Below are 19,674 nucleotides of genomic sequence, written 5' to 3'. Positions count from 1 at the left end.
ATCTGCCAGAGTGTTGTAACTGTTACAGCAGAATGAGATGAGTAGTGGCTGGCTGAAAAAATGGCCGGCTAACGCCGGCCTAATTCACCGGGAAGAAACTTAGTGAGTGCCAAGTAATTTGGCTATTTGCACGCCGGCCATAATAAAGGGGCCGTTGGCTTTAGCGTCGTTACGAAATACCGGTTCACTCATATAGTAGTCATAGCTGCCATCACGGCCAAAGCCTAAACCGGCTACCTGACAGGTATTGACTAAACTTACGCTGTTATCCGGGTGGACCAGAATAAATTCATTTACCAGACCTTCGTAAGCTTTTATTGCGGTAGCTTTATAGCGGGCATCCAGATACCCGTTATTTACGCCTTTAGCAAAAAAGTAAGTAAACATGCCGCTGGCGGACGATTCTAAATAATTACCCGGTGCGTTGGGTTTATCCAGGATCTGATACCAGGCGCCGCTGTCATGCTGTACTTTTACCAACGCTTCGGCCAGTTCTGCTGCCATATCCAGTAATGGCTGGCGCAGTGCGGTTTGATCTTCAGGAATAATCTCCAGCACATCCACTAACGCCATCGCCAGCCAGCCTAAACCCCGGCCCCAGAACTGGCTGGCCAGGCCGGTGTCTTTATCGGCCCAATCTTGCGTGCGGCTTTCATCCCAGGCGTGATAGTACAAACCGGTGTTGGGGTCGCGCAGTTTGTCGCGGCTGATGGTAAATTCTTTTACCACTTCATCAAAAGCATGGCCTTGTTCAAACGCTTTGCTGTAGTTAGCTAAAAAGGGCATGCCCATATAAACGCCGTCCAGCCACAGCTGATGCGGGTAAATTTGTTTATGCCAGAAGGCACCTTCAGACGTGCGCGGATGTTCAGCTAACTGCTTACGCAGTAAATCCAGTGCCTGTTTATACTCTGGCTTGGGGTTACGCTGGTATTCACGTAGCAGCATATTGCCGGTATTTAAACTGTCGATATTATGGTTACTGATTTTGTACGTGCGGATATCACCATCGCTGGTAATAAAAGAGTCGATAACCTCCGTCAGCACCTGTTGCCACTTAGCATTAGGTTTAACTTTAAGCAGGTCGTCATAGGCTTGCAGCTGTAAACCGGTAGTGTATTCCCATTTGCTTGGGCGCTGGCGCTCGTAATCCCAGCCACCATAAGCATAGTGAGGGGTTTGCCGTACCATTTCGCTGGCAGCTAAACGCTCGCTCCAGTTTAACGCTACGTCAGCAGTTAAAGCACCGGCTTTTTGCTGCTCAGACAGTGCGGTTTTAAGAGATAACCTGGATGTCAGCGTAAGCTGTTCTACTTCCTGTTCAAGGTATGCAACAAACTCGGCTTCGGTTTTAATGCCGCCCGGCTCACCATCCCAGGCCGAAAGAAAATAATATTCCAGCTCGGTGCCTGATGGTGTCATTACTGCAACATGGCTGTTCTCGTCGCCGGTCAGCTGTTTATTGGCACCACGTTTATACAAAATGGCCATGCCCAGTTTATCGTTACCACCGGTCAGGGTTTGCTCGCCCCAGGTGGCCAGATAGGTCCAGCTGTGGCCGGTCACTTCTGATTTACCATGCAAAACTTTGGTGTCAGGCAGGCGTACTAAACCGATGGCGATATTGTCCAGTGGTTCGGTTAAAGACAGGCGGGTATGCACTAAGCGGCTGCCGGCTGTCATGGACAGGTTTGCTGTTAAATTGGTGGTTTTACCGGCAATTTGCCAGTCTTTATACTGAATTTGCAATGCAGAATATAAAGCGCCGTTTTCAATCACTTTGGCGGTGTGGCCGCTGACAGTGGATACCAGCTGCACCTTTTCGCCATCCCAGTAACCGTAGCCACCGGCACCAAGGGATTTACCCACTTTGAGCAGATCCATGCCCCAGTCGGTCATTTCATGGTATGACTGATAACCATCCAGCCCTACCTGATGCAGCACCGGCTTGCCGGTTTTATTGCCAAATACATCAAAGCCGTTGCGCCAGTCCAGATAAATACGGTAGCCGACTTTATCGGATTCTATGCCCGGGCCTTCGTAGCGGATCCACTCTGAATGATCAGTATATTGCGCAGGTGGGGTAAGCTCGCTGACATTTTCGAAACTACCGCCAACGTACTTGGTATCTTGCCATTGCCCGCCGGTTTTGCGCGAAATTTCGGCCTGAGTACGTTTGGCTAACTGCTGGGAATTAAACAACGCAGTATCATTAATAATCTGCAATTGTTTTGTCTCAACTGCAGCGAAATCAAACTGTAATAACAAGCTGTCTTTACTGCCATCGCCGTTGTGGTCAATCAGTTGTGACGGCACTGTATTACCGCCTTCCAGCGCCACCAGTGCCTGAGCCTGGCTGGCTGTTACACCAAGATCGGTAAATGGCAGCAGCAGGTTTTGTTCTTTACGTGCAAAAGTGGATGGGTTACTGATGCTGAGGTTGGCAATGCTGCTGTCGTTGTTGCTCACTGGCTGCGGTGCCGTAGCAGTAGGTTGCGGCGAGCAAGCGCTGACAACTGTGGCAATGCTGATACTTAACAAAGTTTTGCCAAAAAGAATGCGGGCCATAAGGTACCTGTTATTACAATTCGTACGTCCATGCTTAGTAAAACGGGCCTTCCGTGGCGCAGCGTTTACCGGGAGAAACTAAAACCGCTATGCCGGAGCATAGCGGGTAGTGCACAGAGGCGATATCAGAACTTGTACTGAGCGCCTAAGTAATACTGGCGACCTGTAGCATGGTAGTAAGTTAAGCGGTTGCCGCTTGAGTCTACCCATTGATCATCTACTTCGTCGGTCAGGTTAAGGGCTTCTAAGCTGACTTTCCACTTCTCAGTAAGCTGATATGACATGGCGGCATCAATGTTACGGGTGGCGTTGGTACCTTCCATATCATTGCCATTACGGCCCAGTGCGTTAGTCAGGTAATCCGAGCGATCGGTTAACGACACCCGCGCGCTGAACTTTTCATCTTCATAGTACAGCGTAGCGCTGCGGGTAGATTCAGATAAGCCCTGTAAATCACGGGTAGCCAGAATTTGGCCATCTGTGTTGACATAGTCCATCTGCGCTTTTACATAGGTGTAGTTACCGATAAAGCCAAAGCGATCCCAGCCTTCTGGCAGGAAGGTAAATGGCATCTGATACTGCACTTCAAAGCCATACAGATTACCGCCGGGGCCATTCAGCGGGGTATTGGTATCCCACTGCATGTTCTCGTTACAATTTGCACCGTAACCATCCGGACCAGCGTTACAGGCATCTATCGCGGCCTCAACCGGTAACCCCGTCTCTGTAAATAGTTTGGTTTGACGTAAGCCCTGTACGTAGCTGTCGATATCTTTACGGAATACGGCAACACCTAACAGTGATTCATTATCAAAGTACAGTTCTAAGCCTAAGTCATAGGTTTTGGCTTTGGTCGGTTCCAGTGTCGGGTTGCCACCGCTTATGCTACGTGAACTGCCTGATACCGATACTGATGAGTTCGGACGAATACTGCCAAGGCCAGCACGGGCCATAACTTCTGCGTAACCAAAACGGATAATCACATCTTCCAGCGGTTCAAATACCAGGTTCAGTGATGGTAAAAACTCACTGTACTCATGCTTGGCAGTAATTTGCTGGTCTGCGCCACCAAGCTTTGCCCAGGCTGTTGAAGACTGGTCAGTTTTAACATAGCGGCCGCCGACATCGCCGCGGATAACGGTATCGCCCACTTCGGTTTCAAACGCCAGCTGTAGGTAAGTGCCCAGGGTTTTTTCTTCGGCGCTATAGTTATCGGCCAGACGGTTTTGGGCACTGACTTCAAAGGCACCGGTGTTACTATAAATATCATAAGCGGCATCAATTGCAGCAAGGTCTGGTATCAGCCAGGCCCCTTGTGAACCCAGACCAGCGTTATAACTCATGATCAGATCCGGTGTCATCACAATACCCGCCGAGTCTTCTGGAAGACGGCGCGCTTCATAAGTTTCAAATTCAAAGTTTTTGTAATGCACGCCACCGCGCAGGGTCAGGCTTTCAGTCAAAATATATTCCAGGTTAAGCGCGGCAGTGTCGAAGGTGTTTTCGGCACCTAACGGGCGCAGGCGCACGCTGTTCGTCGTCCAGCCATCGGCCTCATATACCTCTTGCCCAAACAATAACTCTGGCGCCTGGCGTTTGCCACCGCGGTAATCATAGCTAAAATCGACACCGGTCTTTTGCATCACTACCGTGGTTTGAATCGGGTTATCAAACTCAGATTTAGCCCGGCCAATCATACCGTCAATTTTTAAGTCATCGGTTAGCTGGTGCTGCGCACTTAAGCTAACCTGCAGAAACTCTGTACCCAGTTCATCGTAGCGGTTTTCATTGCGCACTGTGGCATCTTCAAAAGCAGCGTAGGTAACAGTATTGGTATTATCAATCTCGTAATCCAACACGTTCATATCACTAGTATTGCTGCCATTTAAGATGCCCTGAGTAAATACTTCCTGACGTGTAGAGTCATCTTTTGCGTACAGAATATCTAAATTAAAGCGCGTTTCCAGGCTGGGGCGGAATTCAAACGCTGCCGCTGCGCCGGTACGTTTAACGTTATGGGTGTATGAATCGTAACGCGGTAAACGCGGACGAAACGCGTCGTTAATGGCGTCTAGTTCCGGGATAACCGGGTTTGCTTCTGTGGGGGCTGTACCCTGGTAGCGGCCAAAGTCATTTGCGTCAGCCCAGCGCACGGTACTGGCACCTTCGTCTTTTACATTACGTTCAGACATCGCAAGTGAGAATAAAGCACCAAATTTACCGTCTGCAAAAATATTGCTGACTAAAAACGAGGCCTTAGGGTCGACTTCTTCAGATAAATCGTTGTAACCGGCCTGTACGTTAGCAGCAAAGGTTAAACCGTCATAATCGAATGGGCGTGCGGTGCGCAGATCGACTGTGGCGCCTAACGAGCCTTCTTCAATATTGGCAGAGGCGGTTTTACGTACCGTCAGCTCGCTAAATAAATCAGATGAAAAGGTGTTAAAGTCAAAACCCCGGCCACGGTTAGCACCACCAATCTGGTCAGTACCGCCGCTGGTAGACTGCGCTTCCATGCCGTTAATGCGTACGCGGGTGAAATCTGGGCCAAGGCCGCGTACTGAAATTTGCCGGCCTTCACCGGCGGCACGGCTAATTGCTACACCAGGAATACGCTGTAAAGATTCTGCTAAGTTAAGATCCGGGAAGTCGGCGATATCTTCAGCTTTAATGGTGTCAGTAGATCCGGTTTCAAAGCGCTTTTGGTTTAAAGCACTGGCCAGGCTGCCACGAAAGCCACCGGTTACGGTAATAACTTCAATGTCTTCTTCCTGTACCTGTGCTGCTGGTTGCTCTTCGGCCTGTTGTGCCTGCAGTGCCGGAGCAACGCCAAGCACGGTAGCTAAGCCGGCCAGCGTAAGCGCGCGCACCAGCTTAGTAGGGCGGAATTGCGTGTTGCGATAAGCCATTTTTATATACCTCGTCCTGAATTGACTTGTAGTTTTAGCCTGAGTCATGCCCCGGCTTTTTGTGTTTTTTCAGAAGCAAAGTGACTTTGCTCCCTGTTGATTTGCTTGTTTCGTATTCAGCCTATATGTTTTGTCTACCGGTGGCAAAAAAAACTTGCAATTTTGTGCCACCGATGGCAAAAAGCTAACACCATCAACTAAAATCTGTCAATTATTGGCGAGAATAAAATCAGCCTAATTTGTAAGTAAAACACGCCAGTATGGCTTAACTGATTGATTTTTTGATATTTTAGAGTTGTTTCGAATTTTAATTTTGTTCCATATATGAACGAAATATCGGGATGGCAAGGTTTATTTAAACACAGGAGGCCATTATGGCAGCATTATTTTCTCTCGCCGGGCAGACCGCTTTGGTCACTGGCGCCAGCCGGGGTTTGGGCCAGGCTATTGCTGTAGCGCTGGCACAGGCCGGTGCCAAAGTGCTGTGTGCCAGTTCAACCATTGCAGGCAGCCGCGATACAGTAGCAATGATTACCGAGCAGGGCGGCGAGGCCATTGGTTTAGCGGCAGATTTAAGTAATGAAGCTGCAGTAGAGCAGTTAGCGCAGCAGGCGCTGGCGCAAGGCGCAGTTGATATTCTGGTGAACTGCGGCGGGACTATTTTCCGGGCCCCGGCACATCAGTTCCCGATGAACGAGTGGCACAAAGTGATTGCAGTAAACCTAGATGCAGCATTTTTGCTAAGCCAGCGTTTGGGTGCCGAAATGATTAAACGCCAGCAGGGTAAAATTATTAATATCGCCTCAATGTTATCCTACAGCGGCGGTATTACCGTGCCGGCGTACACCGCCAGCAAACATGCTATTGCCGGCGTAACTAAAGCGCTGGCTAACGAATGGGCGCAGCACAATATTCAGGTTAATGCCATTGCGCCGGGTTATTTCCGTACCGACAACACTGCTGCGTTGCAAGCCGATACCGAGCGTAACGCTGCTATTACTGCGCGTATTCCGGCAGCACGCTGGGGCGAACCGGAAGATTTAGCCGGCGCCGCGGTATTTCTGGCTTCAAACGCCAGTAATTATGTTAATGGCCATGTCCTGGCGGTAGATGGCGGCTGGCTGGCGCGCTAAACACTTTACTTTTCAACTGAGGTTTTTTATGACTGTTTTATTTGAAAGCCGTTACCCGACACATCCGGATGACGTAAAGCACTATGACACTGACGAACTGCGCCAGCATTTTCTGGTAGATAACCTGATGCAAGCCGACAAGCTGGTGTTGTGTTACACCCATTACGAGCGCGTTATTGTTGGTAGCGCCGTGCCGGTAAAAAACGCGGTAAAGCTTGACGCACCAGAGCCGCTGAAAGCGCAGTTTTTTCTGCAGCGCCGTGAGCTGGGTATTATCAACGTGGGCGGTACCGGCAAAGTGTCTGTCGATGGCACCGATTACGAGCTGAAGAACACGGAAGCGCTGTATGTTGGCATGGGCGCACGCGAGGTGAGCTTTCACAGTAGCGACAGCGCAACGCCGGCAAAATTCTATTTAAATTCGGCCCCGGCGCATCATGCTTACCCCACCAAGCACCTGACGATGGATAACTGCACTGTACTGCAAATGGGTGCGCTGGAAACATCGAACGAGCGCGCTATTCACCAGTTGATGATTAACGATGTGGTGCAAACCTGCCAGTTGCAAATGGGCTTAACGGTGCTCAAACCCGGCAGCGTATGGAACACCATGCCGGCGCACCAGCATGACCGGCGCATGGAAGCCTATTTCTATTTCAACCTCGGTGATGATCAGCGTGTGTGCCACTTTATGGGCCAGCCGCAAGAAACCCGGCATATTTGGGTGGCTAATGAGCAGGCGGTAGTGTCACCGGCGTGGTCTATTCACAGCGGTTGTGGCACCAGTAATTATGCCTTTATCTGGGGTATGGCCGGGGAAAACCTGGACTACCACGATATGGATAAATTTCCTGCCAGTGCAATGAAGTAGCAACTGGCCTTTCGCTGCCAATGGCAGCAATCGTACCGAGTAAGGCATGCAGCAAGATATGCCACTCCAACAGGGTAGGACGAGTTATGAGAATTATTATCCGGTGGGCCAGCGGCCTGCTGTTGGTAGCGGCTGCATTTTTGCTTGGCTGCAAGCCACAGCAGGACGTTACAACCTTGCGTCTGGCACATGCGCTGGATCAGGAACATGTGGTGCACAAAGCCATGGTATTAATGGGCGAGCGCCTTGAGTATTACTCCAACGGCACTATGCAGGTTGATATTTACAGCGGCGGCCAGCTTGGTAATGAACGCGAATTAGTTGAACTGCTGCAAATTGGCAGCCTGGCGATGACAAAGGTGTCGGCTAGCTCAGTAGAAAGTTTTGTACCGCAAATGCGTGTATTTAGTGTGCCCTATATTTTTAATGACAACGCCCATTTATGGCAGGTGTTAAACGGCAAAACCGGCACTGAATTGCTGATGGCATTGCAACCGGCACGCTTACGTGGCCTGGGCTACTATGATGCTGGTAGCCGCAGTTTTTACTCTACCAATACTGAAATTAATACCCCGGCTGATTTACGTGGCAAAAAGTTCCGTGTGTTGGCCAGCCAAACCGCCGTGCGGATGGTTGAGGAGTTAGGTGGCGCCGCCACACCGGTAGATTGGGGTGAGCTGTATACTGCCCTGCAGCAGGGCGTGGTAGATGGGGCAGAAAATAACCCGCCAAGCTTTTACTTGTCGCGCCATTATGAATTAAGCAAATACTACACCCTGGACGAACATACCGCAGTGCCGGATGTGCTGATTGTCAGCTTGCCGGTGTGGCAGGATCTGACTCCCCAGCAACAGGAATGGCTGCAGCGTGCCGCTAATGATTCTATCGCCTACCAGCGCGAGGCCTGGCAGCAGTCTTCTGATGAAGCACTGGCTGCTGTGAAAGCCGCCGGCGTAAAAGTTATTTACCCCGATAAACAGCCGTTTCGCGATGCGGTAGCGCCGTTTCATCAAAGCCTGCAACAAACCGATATTGGCCCCTTACTGCAGCAAATTGCAGATATAGGTGCGCAAATGGAGGCAAAAAATGACTAAGTTAATCCACGTAGTTGATAGCTTGCTTAAGTGGTTTCTGGCCGGGCTAATGGGCGGCATAGTGCTGGTGGTGTGCTGGCAGGTTGTGTCGCGTTACATATTAAATGCGCCCAGCTCAATTACTGAAGAGTTGTCCCGTACCTTCTTAATCTGGATTGGTATGGTAGGGGCTGCATTTGCCTACCGTACCGGTGTGCATCTGGGGCTGGACATTGTTACCCGCCGGTTTAATGCTGCGTTGCAACGTAAGTTGGCAATGGTGCTGACCGCGTCGGTTGTTATTTTTGCTATTGCCGTAATGGTGGTTGGCGGCGGTAACCTGGTTGCGCTGACGTATGAGCTGAACCAGATGTCAGCCGCACTGGATATTAAAATGGCCTATATCTACGTTGCGGTGCCGTTATCCGGTGTGCTGATTGCGTTTTATGGTATTTGCCAGTTGTACTTTATGGCTTGTAACAAACCGACACCGGTAGTAGAGGGGATGCAATAATGGAAATGGCAATTCTGGTTTTACTGCTGGTGTTTTTCGGCTTATTGCTACTTAACGTACCTATTTCATTTTGTATTGGCCTGGCAACATTGGCCACGATGCTGCTAAGCGTAGATTTTATGCCTGCAGTTACTACCATGGCGCAGCGTATGGCCGGTGGTATTAACAGCTTTGCACTGCTGGCTATTCCGTTTTTTGTACTGTCAGGGCTGATTATGGGCCGCGGCGGCATTGCCAAACGGCTTATTGAGTGTGCGATGGCGCTGGTGGGCATGTTGCCGGGCGGTTTGGCGCTGGTTAATGTGATGTCCTGTATGTTTTTCGGTGCGATCTCAGGCTCTGCCGTTGCTGCAACCTCAGCCATTGGCAGCTTTATGCTGCCGGAAATGAAAAAACAGGGCTACGACGTAAACTACAGTGCAGCGGTAACAGCGGCGGCGGCAACTACCGGTATGCTTATTCCGCCCAGTAATATTCTTATTGTGTACGCCATTGCCAGCGGTGGCGTATCGATTGCTGCACTGTTTATCGCCGGTTATTTGCCAGGTATTTTGCTTGGCCTGTCGTTAATGATTGTCTGTGCCGGTTACGCCAAAATAAAGGGTTACCCGGTAGGCGCGCGCTTGCCATTAAAGTTGGTGGTACAAAAAGTGGCGGCCGCCTTACCCAGCTTGTTTATGATATTTCTGGTGATTGGCGGTATTGTCAGCGGCGTATTTACTGCCACTGAGGCTGGCGCTATTGCTGTGGTGTATTCGCTGATCCTGGCGGTAGGTATTTACCGTGAAGTAAAAACCACGGAACTGCCGGGCATTTTAATGAAGTCGGCAGAAACCACGGCTATCGTGCTGGCGCTTATTGCTACCTCATCGGCTATGTCATGGATTTTATCTTATGAGCAAATTCCGCAAGCCATTAGTACCGGGATGCTGACAATCAGTGAAAACCCGCTATTAATTCTGCTGATGATTAACCTGATTTTACTGCTGGTAGGCGCCTTTATGGACATGACGCCGGCGGTGCTGATTTTCACGCCGATTTTCCTGCCGGTAGCGGTAGAGCTGGGCATGAGCCCGCTGCATTTTGGCATTATGATGGTACTGAATTTGTCTATTGGCCTGGTATCACCGCCGGTGGGCAGCGTGCTGTTTGTTAGCTGTGCTATTGCCAAAACCAAGCTTGAAGCCATTTTACGGCCGCTAATGCCGTTGTATCTGGCCATGTTTCTGGTGCTGATGCTGGTAACCTATGTGCCGGCGATCAGTGAATGGTTACCCGCGCAGTTTGGCTTTTAACTGGCTTGTTACTTAACCAACTTGGTTTTCAACAGATCGTAAACTCAGGAGTTAACCCATGGTAAGCTACGTGATCCCCAATCTGGCCAATGCCTGCCGTATTCTGTCGCTGGTGACAGAGTCGGATCAGGGCCTGAGTTTAACCGAGTTGGAACAGCGTTTAGCGGTGCCGCGCACTACAGCGTTTCGCATTTTACAAACCCTGTGCCAGGAGCAGGTGCTGGAAAAACACGGCAAGCGCTACCTGGTAGGGGCGCAGCTGTTTAAAATGGGTCTGAGTTTATTAAGTTCGCAGCGTTTGCAGCAGCAGGCTTTGCCAATGCTGCAGCAACTGGCGCTGACTACCGGCTTAAGTTGCCATCTGGCATTGCCACATGCCAAAGGCGCTTTGCTGGTAGAAGTATGCGACAGCCCTAATCCACAACGTTTAGCGGCCAGGCCGGGCACCATAGCCGATTTTAACTGCTCTGCTGCGGGCAAGGTGTTTTTGGCATTTCATCATTTTGACAGGTTAACGGTGTTAGCCGAAGCAGATTTGTTTAAGCGGCGCACTTCGCACAGCCTGGTGCAGCCAAATGAGTTAACAACAGAGTTGCAGCGGATACTGGCACGCGGTTATGCTAGCGACGATATGGAATACCATGACGATGTGCGCTGTCTGGCGGTGCCAATTCGCGACAGCCAGGGTGCTGTAGTGGCCGCTGTCGGTGTTACCGGGCCGCTGGTGCTATTCGCTAAAAAAGCCCAAACCGATCTTATCGCCAGCGTAAAACAAACGGCGATCGATATCGCACTTTGTACCTACAGGCCGCAGCTGGTCGCTAACAGTGCGCGTGGTCAATAAGATGAGACTTATGCAAAAACAAGCCACGATAAATGATGTTGCCCGTATTGCCGGTGTATCTAAACGCACGGTGTCCAGAGTTATTAATGGTTCGCTTAGTGTCGGTGATACCACCCGTACCCGGGTAGAAAAGGTGATCAGCGAATTAAAGTATTCGCCTAATGCCCAGGCGCGAGGTTTGGCATCCAGCCGCTCGTACTTGCTCGGCCTGATTTATGACAACCCCGATGCGCTCTATCTGGATGATGTACAGCGTGGTGTATTGGAAGTGTGCTCGAACCTGGGCTATGAGCTGGTAGTGCACCCATGCCGCTATCGCAGTGAAACTCTGGTACAGGACTGCCTGCGCTTTATGCAGCGCTCTAAGCTGGATGGCGTTATCGTGCTGCCACCGGTGTCGGAATCTGAAACTCTGGCGCAGGCGCTAAAAGAATCCGGCAGTGCTTATGTGCGCTTAAGCTCAGTAGCGCTGGATGACGCCAAACACATCGTCGTGTCAGACGACAGAGCTGCAGCTGCCGAAATGGCGCGTTATTTTGCTCAGTTGGGGCATGAACATATTGCCTTTATCAGCGGGCCCCAGCGTTATAAATCGTCAACCGAGCGGATGGAAGGTTTTCAGTTGGGACTATCGGCCTATGGTATTAAACTGCGGCCAGACTGGATTATTGAAGGTAATAATACCTACGAAACCGGTATCGAATGTGCGCGCCAGTTGCTGCAGGCAGAGGAAAGGCCGACAGCCATTTTTGCCAATAATGACCAGATGGCCGCCGGCGTATTAAAGGTAGCGCACAGCCTGGGTATTAAAGTGCCTGACCAGCTCTCGGTAGCAGGTTTTGATGACAATATGCTGGCCTCGCGGGTGATTCCAGCGTTAACCACTATAAAACGGCCGGTGCGGCAAATGGCATTGCTGGCCACCAGTAAGCTGATTATGTCGATAGAAAATAACGATAAAGCTGCATCTAACGTGGCTGCCAAAGTAGCACCAACCCTGGTAGTGCGCGAGTCTACCGCCCGTGTAATTGAAAGCAGCAACTAAGCTGTTTAAATTGTGTTTTAACTAAAGCACACTTTTTTGCTACCGCTGGCAAAAAGTTTGCCGATTTACTTGCCACCGGTGGCAGATTGGTTATTATAGTATCAATAGCTAACGTAATTAAGCTGTAAACAGGGTAAAGGCGCCGCTGAAAATAATAACTGCGGCCATAAAAAGAGGTGACTAATGACAGATAAGCAGAAGCGACAACATTTAAAAACCTTAGGCCTGGCTGGTGCAGGCTTATCTTTATGGTCATTAAACGGCTGTTCGTCTGTCTCTGCTGTAGCAACCTCATCCAGTGATGCTGCCGACAATGTGTTATGGCAGCAGGCTGATGCCATTATTGCCAGCATTGCCCCGACGTCTTTTGCCAAACGCGATTTTGTTATTACAACGTTTGGTGCCAAAGCCGTAGCAGATTTTGACAGCAGCGCTGCCATTAACGCAGCTATTGCGGCTTGTGCTTCTGCAGGCGGTGGCCGCGTAGTGGTGCCTGCCGGGCGCTTTAACACCGGCCCGGTACATTTAAAATCTAACGTTAACCTGCACCTGCAAAAAGATGCCGTATTATCGTTTTACGCTGAACCAGAGCGCTACCTGCCAGCGGTATTCACCCGTTGGGAAGGTGTAGAGTTGATGGGCTACTCGCCGCTGATTTACGCTTTTGAGCAGGAAAACATCGCTGTTACCGGTGAAGGTATCGTTGAAGGCAACGGCAGCAACACCCAATGGTGGCCATGGAAAGGTAAATGGAAACATACCCCGTGGCAGTTGGACGCGAAAACTGATCAGGCAAACACCCGCACGCCATTGTTTGATATGGCTGAAGCCGGTGTACCTGTGGCAGAGCGTGTGTTTGCCAAAAACTACTTACGGCCACCATTTATTCAACCGTATCGCTGTAAGCGGGTACTGATTGAAGGCATTACCATTCGTAACTCGCCATTTTGGTTGATTAACCCGGTGCTGTCAGAAGATGTGATAGTGCGCGGTGTAAACTGTGTCAGCCACGGGCCAAATTCTGATGGCTGCAACCCGGAATCCAGTAACCGGGTGTTAATTGAAAACTGTTTGTTTGATACCGGCGATGATTGTATTGCGCTGAAATCCGGCCGCAATAATGACGGCCGCCGTTTGGCAACGCCGGTACAAAATGTGGTGATCCAGGATTGTATGATGCGCGCCGGCCACGGTGGTGTGGTGTTGGGCAGTGAAATTTCCGGTGGCGCACGTAATATTTTCGCCCGCCGTTGCCGTATGAGCAGCCCGGATTTAGAGCGCGGTATTCGTATTAAAACCAACTCGGTACGTGGCGGCTTAATTGAAAATATCTATATCCGCGATATTGATATTGGCGAAGTAAAAGACGCTATCGTGATTAACTTCTTCTATGAAGAGGGCGATGCTGGCCAGCACCTGCCACAGGTAAAGAATTTGCATATCAGCAATTTACGCGTACAAAAAGCGCAGCGTGCCTTTGAACTGCGCGGTTTTGAGCGGGCGCCGATTAGTGGTGTCAGTTTGCACCATGTGCAGTTTAACCAGACCGCCAGCATTGGCGTGCTGGAGAATGTGGCGCAGATTGATCAGTTCGATCTGACCTTAAATGGTGAAGCATTAACATTGTGACTGGTATGAGTGTGGTTGCAGCCGCGGGGGCGCAAACCGGTTTGCCCACACCAACACGCCGTGAATACGTCCCTGTAGGCTCGATTACAAACTTCATCCGTGAAGTTTGCCCGATGGGCCAGCGGAGCTGTTCAAATTCGCTCCAGGCGAATTTGTCCGGCCCCAGAGCTTCAACGGTTGGTTTAGGGCAAGCCGGTTTCCACCTGCTACAGTCCCGAACAACGTTTTTTAAACCCAGTTTGCCACCGCTAGACAAGGTGCAGGAAGGCTGAACATGAGCACAGAATTAAAACCCGGTTGCAGTACCAAGCTAAGTACACCGGCAGATATCGGCGAGCAATTACAGGTGTTGCAGGTACACCCGCGCGACAACGTAGTGGTTGCATTGCAACCACTAGCGCAGGGCGTGGCACTGCCAGAACCGTTTGCGCAGTTAACTGCACAGCAGGCCGTACCGGCCGGGCATAAAGTGGCATTGGCAAACATAGCCAAAGGCGAGCCGGTGATTAAATACGGCTTTGCCATCGGTGCCGCTACTACTGATATTAAAGCCGGTGAGCATATTCACTCGCATAATCTTGCTACGCTGTTAAGCGGCCAGGTCGACTACCGCTATAGCGGCTGTCAGGCGCAACCGTTGGCGTTTCCGGCCGGTTTACCCACCGAATTTATGGGTTATCGCCGCGGCAATGGCAAAGTAGGTACCCGTAACGAGTTGTGGATCATCAATACTGTAGGCTGCGTTAACCGCGCCGCGATGCGGGTGGCCGAGCAGGCGCGTAAGCTATACAGCGATGATATCGACGGTATTTATGCTTTTACCCATCCGTTTGGCTGTTCGCAGCTCGGTGATGATTTAGACCACACCCGCCGCTTACTGGCCGGGCTTATTCAACACCCCAATGCCGGTGGTGTGCTGGTGATGGGTTTAGGCTGTGAAAACAATCAGCTAAGCAAATTACTGGCAGCAAGCGAAGGCGTTGATTTAAGCCGTATCCGCTCTTTTAACGCCCAACAGGTGGAAGATGAAATAGAGCAGGGCTTAGCTGCAGTTGAAGAGCTCGTAGCCAGAATGCGCGATGATAAGCGCACGCCGTGCCCGGTATCTGATTTAGTGATGGGGATGAAATGCGGTGGCTCGGATGGCTTAAGCGGTTTAACTGCGAACCCGCTGGTTGGCCGCATAGCCGATTTAGTCGCTGCCGGTAAAGGCAAGGTAGTACTGACCGAAACGCCGGAAATGTTTGGTGCCGAGCAAGTGTTTATGGCCCGCGCGCAGAATGAGCAGGTGTTTGGCGATATTGTGACCCTGGTAAATGACTTTAAGCAGTACTTTATCGACAACAAACAGCCGGTGTATGAAAACCCGAGCCCGGGCAATAAAGATGGCGGCTTAACCACGCTGGAAGAAAAATCGCTTGGCGCCATTCAAAAAGGCGGTTCGGCGGTAGTCAACCAGGTGATCCGCTACGGCGATATGGCCAGCCAAAGTGGCTTAACCCTGCTGGAAGGGCCGGGCAATGATGCGGTGTCATCCACTGCTTTAACCGCTGCCGGCGCAACTTTATTGTTGTTTACCACCGGCCGTGGCACGCCGCTGGGGTTTCCGGCACCGACAGTTAAAATTTCGTCCAATTCTTCGCTGGCCTCACGCAAGCCACAGTGGATTGATTTTGACGCCGGCGGCCTGCTGAAAAAAGGCCAGGACGCCGAGCAGTTTAGCCATGACTTTTTCCGTTATCTGATCGATGTTGCCTCCGGCAAAGCCACACGCAATGAGCAATCAGATAACCGCGAGATAGCCATCTGGAAAAATGGCGTGACGCTCTGATGCGTGAAATTAATGAAATATTGAATTTAAACACTTTTTATAACAGGACTTGAAAATGGCACAGAGTCGTCGCTTAGAATTGCACCCAGACCGCTTATTTCCGTCAGATCCGGTGGTGCGTGATATCGCCCGGCGTTTATATCAGCAAATTAAAGACTTGCCGATCGTTAGCCCGCACGGCCATACCGATCCACGTTGGTTTGCTGAAGACGCCAACTGGGACAATGCCACTGCGTTATTGCTGCTGCCGGATCACTATGTGTTTCGTATGTTGTACAGCCAGGGCATTAAGCTCGAAGAGTTAGGTATCCGCCGTAAGGACGGCGCAGTAGTTGAGAGTGACTATCGCAAAATCTTCCATATTTTTGCCAAGCACTATTACCTGTTTCGCGGCACACCTTCGCGCATTTGGCTCGACACGGTATTTCACGATGTATTTGGTTTAACCGAAACTTTGTGTGAAGAAACTGCTGATCATTACTACGACAGCATTAACGCTCAGCTGGCCAAGCCTGAGTTTAAACCGCGTGCTTTGTTAGAGCGTTTTAATATCGAGCTGATTGCCACCACCGAAGGCGCACTGAACGATTTAAAACACCACGCCAAACTAAAAGGCACCGGCTTTGAAACCCGGGTTATCACCACCTTTCGCCCCGACGATGTTGTTGACGCCGACCGCGCTGATTTTGCCGCCAACGTGGCTAAACTGGGCGAAATTACCGGCGAAGATACCAAGAGCTGGCAGGGTTATCTGACAGCATTGCGTAAGCGCCGTAAGGTGTTTCGTGAGCACGGCGCTACGGCAACAGATCACGGCCACCCTACCGCCATTACGGCAGACTTAGCCATGAAAGATGCCGCGGCATTATTTCAACGCTGTTTAAGCGGTAAAGCCACAGCAGCAGAAACAGAGCTGTTTCGCGGCCAGATGCTGACCGAAATGGCCGGCATGAGCCTGGAAGATGGCATGACAATGCAAATTCACCCCGGCGCACACCGTAACCACAACCAGGTGATTTTCGAGCGTTTTGGTGCCGACAAAGGCGCGGATATTCCGAGCCCAACCGAGTACGTACAAAACCTGAAACCTTTGCTACAGAAATACGGTAACGAAGCCAGCTTAAACATTATTTTGTTTACACTGGACGAAACCACCTATGCCCGCGAACTGGCGCCACTGGCAGGCCATTACCCTGCGCTAAAACTCGGCCCGGCCTGGTGGTTCCATGACAGCCCGGAAGGTATGCTGCGTTTCCGCCATCAGGTAACCGAAACTGCCGGTTTTTATAATACTGTGGGTTTTAACGATGATACGCGGGCGTTTTTATCTATTCCGGCACGGCACGACGTAGCAAGGCGCATAGACTGCCGCTTCCTGGCAGGCTTAGTGGCCGAGCATCGCTTAACCGAAGAAGAAGCCGGTGAGTTAGCCTACGAGCTGACCTATGGCCTGGTAAAGAAAGCGTATCAGTTGAAGTAACAATAAACAGAACGTTATAGCGGGGCAGATTGTTACTAAGCAGAGCGTCTCCAGCAGGGATGCTGGAGAGACAAATTCTTCGGGAATGAATTTGAATGGCATAGCCACCCGAAGGGCAAACTGCAGGAAGCAGTTTGTAAGTCTACAAGGATGTATTCACGACGTCTCTGCGTGTAACAAACTGCCCAAGCCTACATTGCAGAAAAGCGCAGCGGGCAGACAGCTAAACAAAGCGTCTGCCGCATGGATGCGGCAGAGGAGTCTACAGGGACGTATTTACGACGTCTTTGTGTGCTGTCTGACCGCGGAGCCTAAATCAAATGGCAAAAAACTGATGACACAACTAAACAATCAGACTCTGGCAAGCCTAAACGGCAAACTGCCAATTCCGGCTTACCGGCTGGACGAACACAAGCCACAAATTGGCATAGTGCATTTAGGCCCCGGCGCCTTTTTCCGCGGCCATCAAGCCTGGTATACCGAACAGGCACTGCAATTTGGCGGCGATTGGGCCATCAGCGCCGTATCAATGCGATCACCCGATGTCAGCCAGGCATTATCACCGCAAGATGGTTTATATACCCTGGCCGTGCTTGATGCCGTACAAAGCTATCAGGTTATCGGCTCGGTGCAGGAAGTACTGATCGCCAGCGAGCAATACCCACAAGTATTAGCGCGCTTAACTGCCGCCAGCACCAAATACGTTACCATGACCATTACCGAAAAAGGTTACTGCTTAAACGGCAGCGGCAAGCTGGATTTAAGCCATAGCCAAATTCAGCAAGACTTAAGCGGTAGCGGTCAACCTAACACAGCCATTGGCTTATTGTTTACCGCTCTGGCGGCGCGTTATCAAGCCAATATCGCGCCGTTTTGCGTCATTAGCTGTGACAACCTGACCGACAACGGCCATAAGCTGCGTAACGCACTCATTGCCTTTGCTGAACAAAAAGACCCCAATATCGCCAACTGGTTAAGCCAGCAGTTGATCAGCCCCTGCACTATGGTCGACAGCATTACACCGGCTACCGACGATGCCATTAAAGCCCAGGTGGCAGACGTGCTGGGTGTACAGGATAACTGGCCCATTAAACGCGAAGCTTTTGTGCAGTGGGTGATTGAAGATATCTTACCTGCAGACCGGCCAGCGTGGCAGCAAGCCGGGGTGATTTACGCTCAGGACGTCACCGCCTTTGAAAAAGCCAAACTGCGTTTACTCAATGCACCGCATTCCACCCTGGCCTATGTTGGCTGTTTGCTTGGCTATGAAACCGTATTCGATGCCATGCAGGATGAAGTGCTAACGCAGTTTATTCAGCAGATGATTACTGCTGAAATTATGCCATCATTCAAAGCACCGGCCGAGCTGGATGTTAAGCAGTACAGTGAGGATATATTAGCGCGGTTTCGTAACCCGGCCATCCGCCATTTGCTGGCACAAATTGCCTGGGACGGTTCGCAAAAGCTGCCGATGCGAATTCTGCCTGCCATTAGCGATAACTTAGCCGCAGGTAAACCGATCGACAAACTGGCGTTTGCCATCGCTGCCTGGTGCTGTTTTATTGTTAAGCGCCATAGCGACAACGAAAAATTAGTCGACCCGTTAGCAGAACAGCTACTGGCCGTTGCGGCTCAGTGTGCCGGTAATGCCGATACCGATGTGGCGCTGTTTTTAGCCGTTGATGCCGTGTTCCCGGCAGAACTGAGTTTAAACAAAACCTTCTTTAGCGCAGTGCATACTGCTTATCAGCAATTAGTTTCCCGTCCAGCCGCAGCGCTGGTGGCCTATGCAGGAGATATTTAATGTCATCTTTACCTCCATTGTTATCGTCTCAGCTGTCGTCTTTGGTGAAAGGTCCGGCATTATTACCCATTATTCAGGCAGAGACGCCGCACGAAGCGGTACTGATTGCCAAAGCTTTGCAGGATGGCGGCGTCGGTTCAGTAGAAGTAGTGCTGCGTACACGCCAGGCGTTAGCCGCCATTACCGCTATTCGCACTGCCTTGCCAGATTTATTGGTCGGTGCCGGCACTATATTATCGGCAGCTGATGCCAATGCGTGTAAAGACGCTGGTGCGCAGTTTCTGGTTAGCCCTGCCAGCACGCCAAAGTTGCTTGAAGCGATGATCGATACCGGTTTGCCACTGGCACCGGGTGTGGCGACACCGTCGGAAATTGCTATGGCGTACGAATATGGTTTGCGCGAAGTAAAGTTTTTCCCGGCGCATTTATCCGGCGGCATTGAAATGCTAAAAGCCCTTAGCGGTGTATTCCAGCAAGTAAAATTTTGCCCCACCGGCGGTATTGGCCAGCATAATCTGGCTGAGTTTTTGGCGCTGAAAAATGTGTTTGTGGTTGGCGGCTCCTGGTTAACCCCGGCTAATCTGGTAAAAGCACAGCAGTGGAGCCAAATTACGACACTGGCCGCTGAAGCGACCGCCATTGCCAGACAGATTAAAACCGCAGCTTAAGGAGCATCGG

Annotated in this window: 14 protein-coding genes; 12 read left to right on the top strand and 2 right to left on the bottom strand. The window is 50.8% G+C overall.

Annotated features, from left to right (window positions below):
• Positions 1-99: 99 nt before the first annotated feature.
• Both MJX74_RS12625 and MJX74_RS12620 read right to left on the bottom strand, forming a co-directional pair.
• On the bottom strand, positions 100-2,568 hold the full coding sequence (locus tag MJX74_RS12625; RefSeq protein ID WP_240223192.1) for a glycoside hydrolase family 88 protein: 2,469 nt from the start codon (positions 2,566-2,568) through the stop codon (positions 100-102).
• Positions 2,569-2,693: 125 nt separating this feature from the next.
• Positions 2,694-5,477, bottom strand: a complete 2,784-nt coding sequence (locus MJX74_RS12620; RefSeq protein WP_240223191.1) for a TonB-dependent receptor — start codon at positions 5,475-5,477, stop codon at positions 2,694-2,696.
• Between the two features lie 374 nt (positions 5,478-5,851).
• Between MJX74_RS12620 and MJX74_RS12615 the strand changes: the two genes are divergently transcribed.
• The 12 genes from MJX74_RS12615 (at position 5,852) to eda (ending at position 19,664) form a co-directional block, all read left to right on the top strand.
• Positions 5,852-6,610 (top strand): SDR family oxidoreductase, encoded by a 759-nt coding sequence (locus MJX74_RS12615; protein WP_275692771.1) that lies wholly within the window; start codon positions 5,852-5,854, stop codon positions 6,608-6,610.
• Positions 6,611-6,638: 28 nt separating this feature from the next.
• Positions 6,639-7,481 carry a 5-dehydro-4-deoxy-D-glucuronate isomerase gene (gene kduI / locus MJX74_RS12610; RefSeq protein ID WP_240223190.1) on the top strand — a complete coding sequence of 281 codons (843 nt, stop codon included), beginning with the start codon at positions 6,639-6,641 and terminating at the stop codon, positions 7,479-7,481.
• Positions 7,482-7,567: 86 nt separating this feature from the next.
• Positions 7,568-8,575: a TRAP transporter substrate-binding protein gene (locus tag MJX74_RS12605; RefSeq protein ID WP_240223189.1), complete on the top strand. Its 1,008-nt coding sequence runs from the start codon at positions 7,568-7,570 to the stop codon at positions 8,573-8,575.
• Positions 8,568-9,068 carry a TRAP transporter small permease gene (locus MJX74_RS12600; RefSeq protein ID WP_240223188.1) on the top strand — a complete coding sequence of 167 codons (501 nt, stop codon included), beginning with the start codon at positions 8,568-8,570 and terminating at the stop codon, positions 9,066-9,068. The genes MJX74_RS12605 and MJX74_RS12600 overlap by 8 nt, the downstream gene beginning before the upstream one ends.
• Positions 9,068-10,363, top strand: a complete 1,296-nt coding sequence (locus tag MJX74_RS12595) for a TRAP transporter large permease (RefSeq protein WP_240223187.1) — start codon at positions 9,068-9,070, stop codon at positions 10,361-10,363. The genes MJX74_RS12600 and MJX74_RS12595 overlap by 1 nt, the downstream gene beginning before the upstream one ends.
• Positions 10,364-10,421: 58 nt before the next feature.
• Positions 10,422-11,207 carry an IclR family transcriptional regulator gene (locus MJX74_RS12590; protein WP_240223186.1) on the top strand — a complete coding sequence of 262 codons (786 nt, stop codon included), beginning with the start codon at positions 10,422-10,424 and terminating at the stop codon, positions 11,205-11,207.
• A gap of 10 nt (positions 11,208-11,217) precedes the next feature.
• A complete protein-coding gene (locus MJX74_RS12585) occupies positions 11,218-12,252 on the top strand; it encodes a LacI family DNA-binding transcriptional regulator (RefSeq protein ID WP_240223185.1) in 1,035 nt (344 codons plus the stop codon).
• Positions 12,253-12,435: 183 nt separating this feature from the next.
• On the top strand, positions 12,436-13,881 hold the full coding sequence (locus tag MJX74_RS12580) for a glycoside hydrolase family 28 protein (protein ID WP_240223184.1): 1,446 nt from the start codon (positions 12,436-12,438) through the stop codon (positions 13,879-13,881).
• 274 nt (positions 13,882-14,155) lie between these two features.
• Positions 14,156-15,712 (top strand): UxaA family hydrolase, encoded by a 1,557-nt coding sequence (locus MJX74_RS12575; RefSeq protein WP_240223183.1) that lies wholly within the window; start codon positions 14,156-14,158, stop codon positions 15,710-15,712.
• A gap of 55 nt (positions 15,713-15,767) precedes the next feature.
• Positions 15,768-17,192, top strand: coding sequence for a glucuronate isomerase (gene uxaC / locus MJX74_RS12570; RefSeq protein ID WP_240223182.1), 1,425 nt, complete (start codon positions 15,768-15,770; stop codon positions 17,190-17,192).
• Positions 17,193-17,526: 334 nt separating this feature from the next.
• Positions 17,527-18,996, top strand: a complete 1,470-nt coding sequence (locus MJX74_RS12565; protein WP_240223181.1) for a mannitol dehydrogenase family protein — start codon at positions 17,527-17,529, stop codon at positions 18,994-18,996.
• Positions 18,996-19,664, top strand: coding sequence for a bifunctional 4-hydroxy-2-oxoglutarate aldolase/2-dehydro-3-deoxy-phosphogluconate aldolase (gene eda, locus MJX74_RS12560; protein ID WP_240223180.1), 669 nt, complete (start codon positions 18,996-18,998; stop codon positions 19,662-19,664). The genes MJX74_RS12565 and eda overlap by 1 nt, the downstream gene beginning before the upstream one ends.
• Positions 19,665-19,674: the final 10 nt, after the last annotated feature.

Source organism: Rheinheimera hassiensis (assembly GCF_022436675.1).
Lineage (GTDB): Bacteria > Pseudomonadota > Gammaproteobacteria > Enterobacterales > Alteromonadaceae > Alishewanella > Alishewanella hassiensis.
This window is presented reverse-complemented; position numbering and strand designations above follow the sequence as displayed.

Excerpts from the sequence above, each read along its gene's own strand:
- MJX74_RS12625 (WP_240223192.1), bottom strand. The coding sequence starts at position 2,568 with ATGGCCCGCATTCTTTTTGGCAAAACTTTGTTAAGTATCAGCATTGCC.
- MJX74_RS12620 (WP_240223191.1), bottom strand. The coding sequence starts at position 5,477 with ATGGCTTATCGCAACACGCAATTCCGCCCTACTAAGCTGGTGCGCGCG.
- MJX74_RS12615 (WP_275692771.1), top strand. The coding sequence starts at position 5,852 with ATGGCAGCATTATTTTCTCTCGCCGGGCAGACCGCTTTGGTCACTGGC.
- kduI (WP_240223190.1), top strand. The coding sequence starts at position 6,639 with ATGACTGTTTTATTTGAAAGCCGTTACCCGACACATCCGGATGACGTA.
- MJX74_RS12605 (WP_240223189.1), top strand. The coding sequence starts at position 7,568 with ATGAGAATTATTATCCGGTGGGCCAGCGGCCTGCTGTTGGTAGCGGCT.
- MJX74_RS12600 (WP_240223188.1), top strand. The coding sequence starts at position 8,568 with ATGACTAAGTTAATCCACGTAGTTGATAGCTTGCTTAAGTGGTTTCTG.
- MJX74_RS12595 (WP_240223187.1), top strand. The coding sequence starts at position 9,068 with ATGGAAATGGCAATTCTGGTTTTACTGCTGGTGTTTTTCGGCTTATTG.
- MJX74_RS12590 (WP_240223186.1), top strand. The coding sequence starts at position 10,422 with ATGGTAAGCTACGTGATCCCCAATCTGGCCAATGCCTGCCGTATTCTG.
- MJX74_RS12585 (WP_240223185.1), top strand. The coding sequence starts at position 11,218 with ATGCAAAAACAAGCCACGATAAATGATGTTGCCCGTATTGCCGGTGTA.
- MJX74_RS12580 (WP_240223184.1), top strand. The coding sequence starts at position 12,436 with ATGACAGATAAGCAGAAGCGACAACATTTAAAAACCTTAGGCCTGGCT.
- MJX74_RS12575 (WP_240223183.1), top strand. The coding sequence starts at position 14,156 with ATGAGCACAGAATTAAAACCCGGTTGCAGTACCAAGCTAAGTACACCG.
- uxaC (WP_240223182.1), top strand. The coding sequence starts at position 15,768 with ATGGCACAGAGTCGTCGCTTAGAATTGCACCCAGACCGCTTATTTCCG.
- MJX74_RS12565 (WP_240223181.1), top strand. The coding sequence starts at position 17,527 with ATGACACAACTAAACAATCAGACTCTGGCAAGCCTAAACGGCAAACTG.
- eda (WP_240223180.1), top strand. The coding sequence starts at position 18,996 with ATGTCATCTTTACCTCCATTGTTATCGTCTCAGCTGTCGTCTTTGGTG.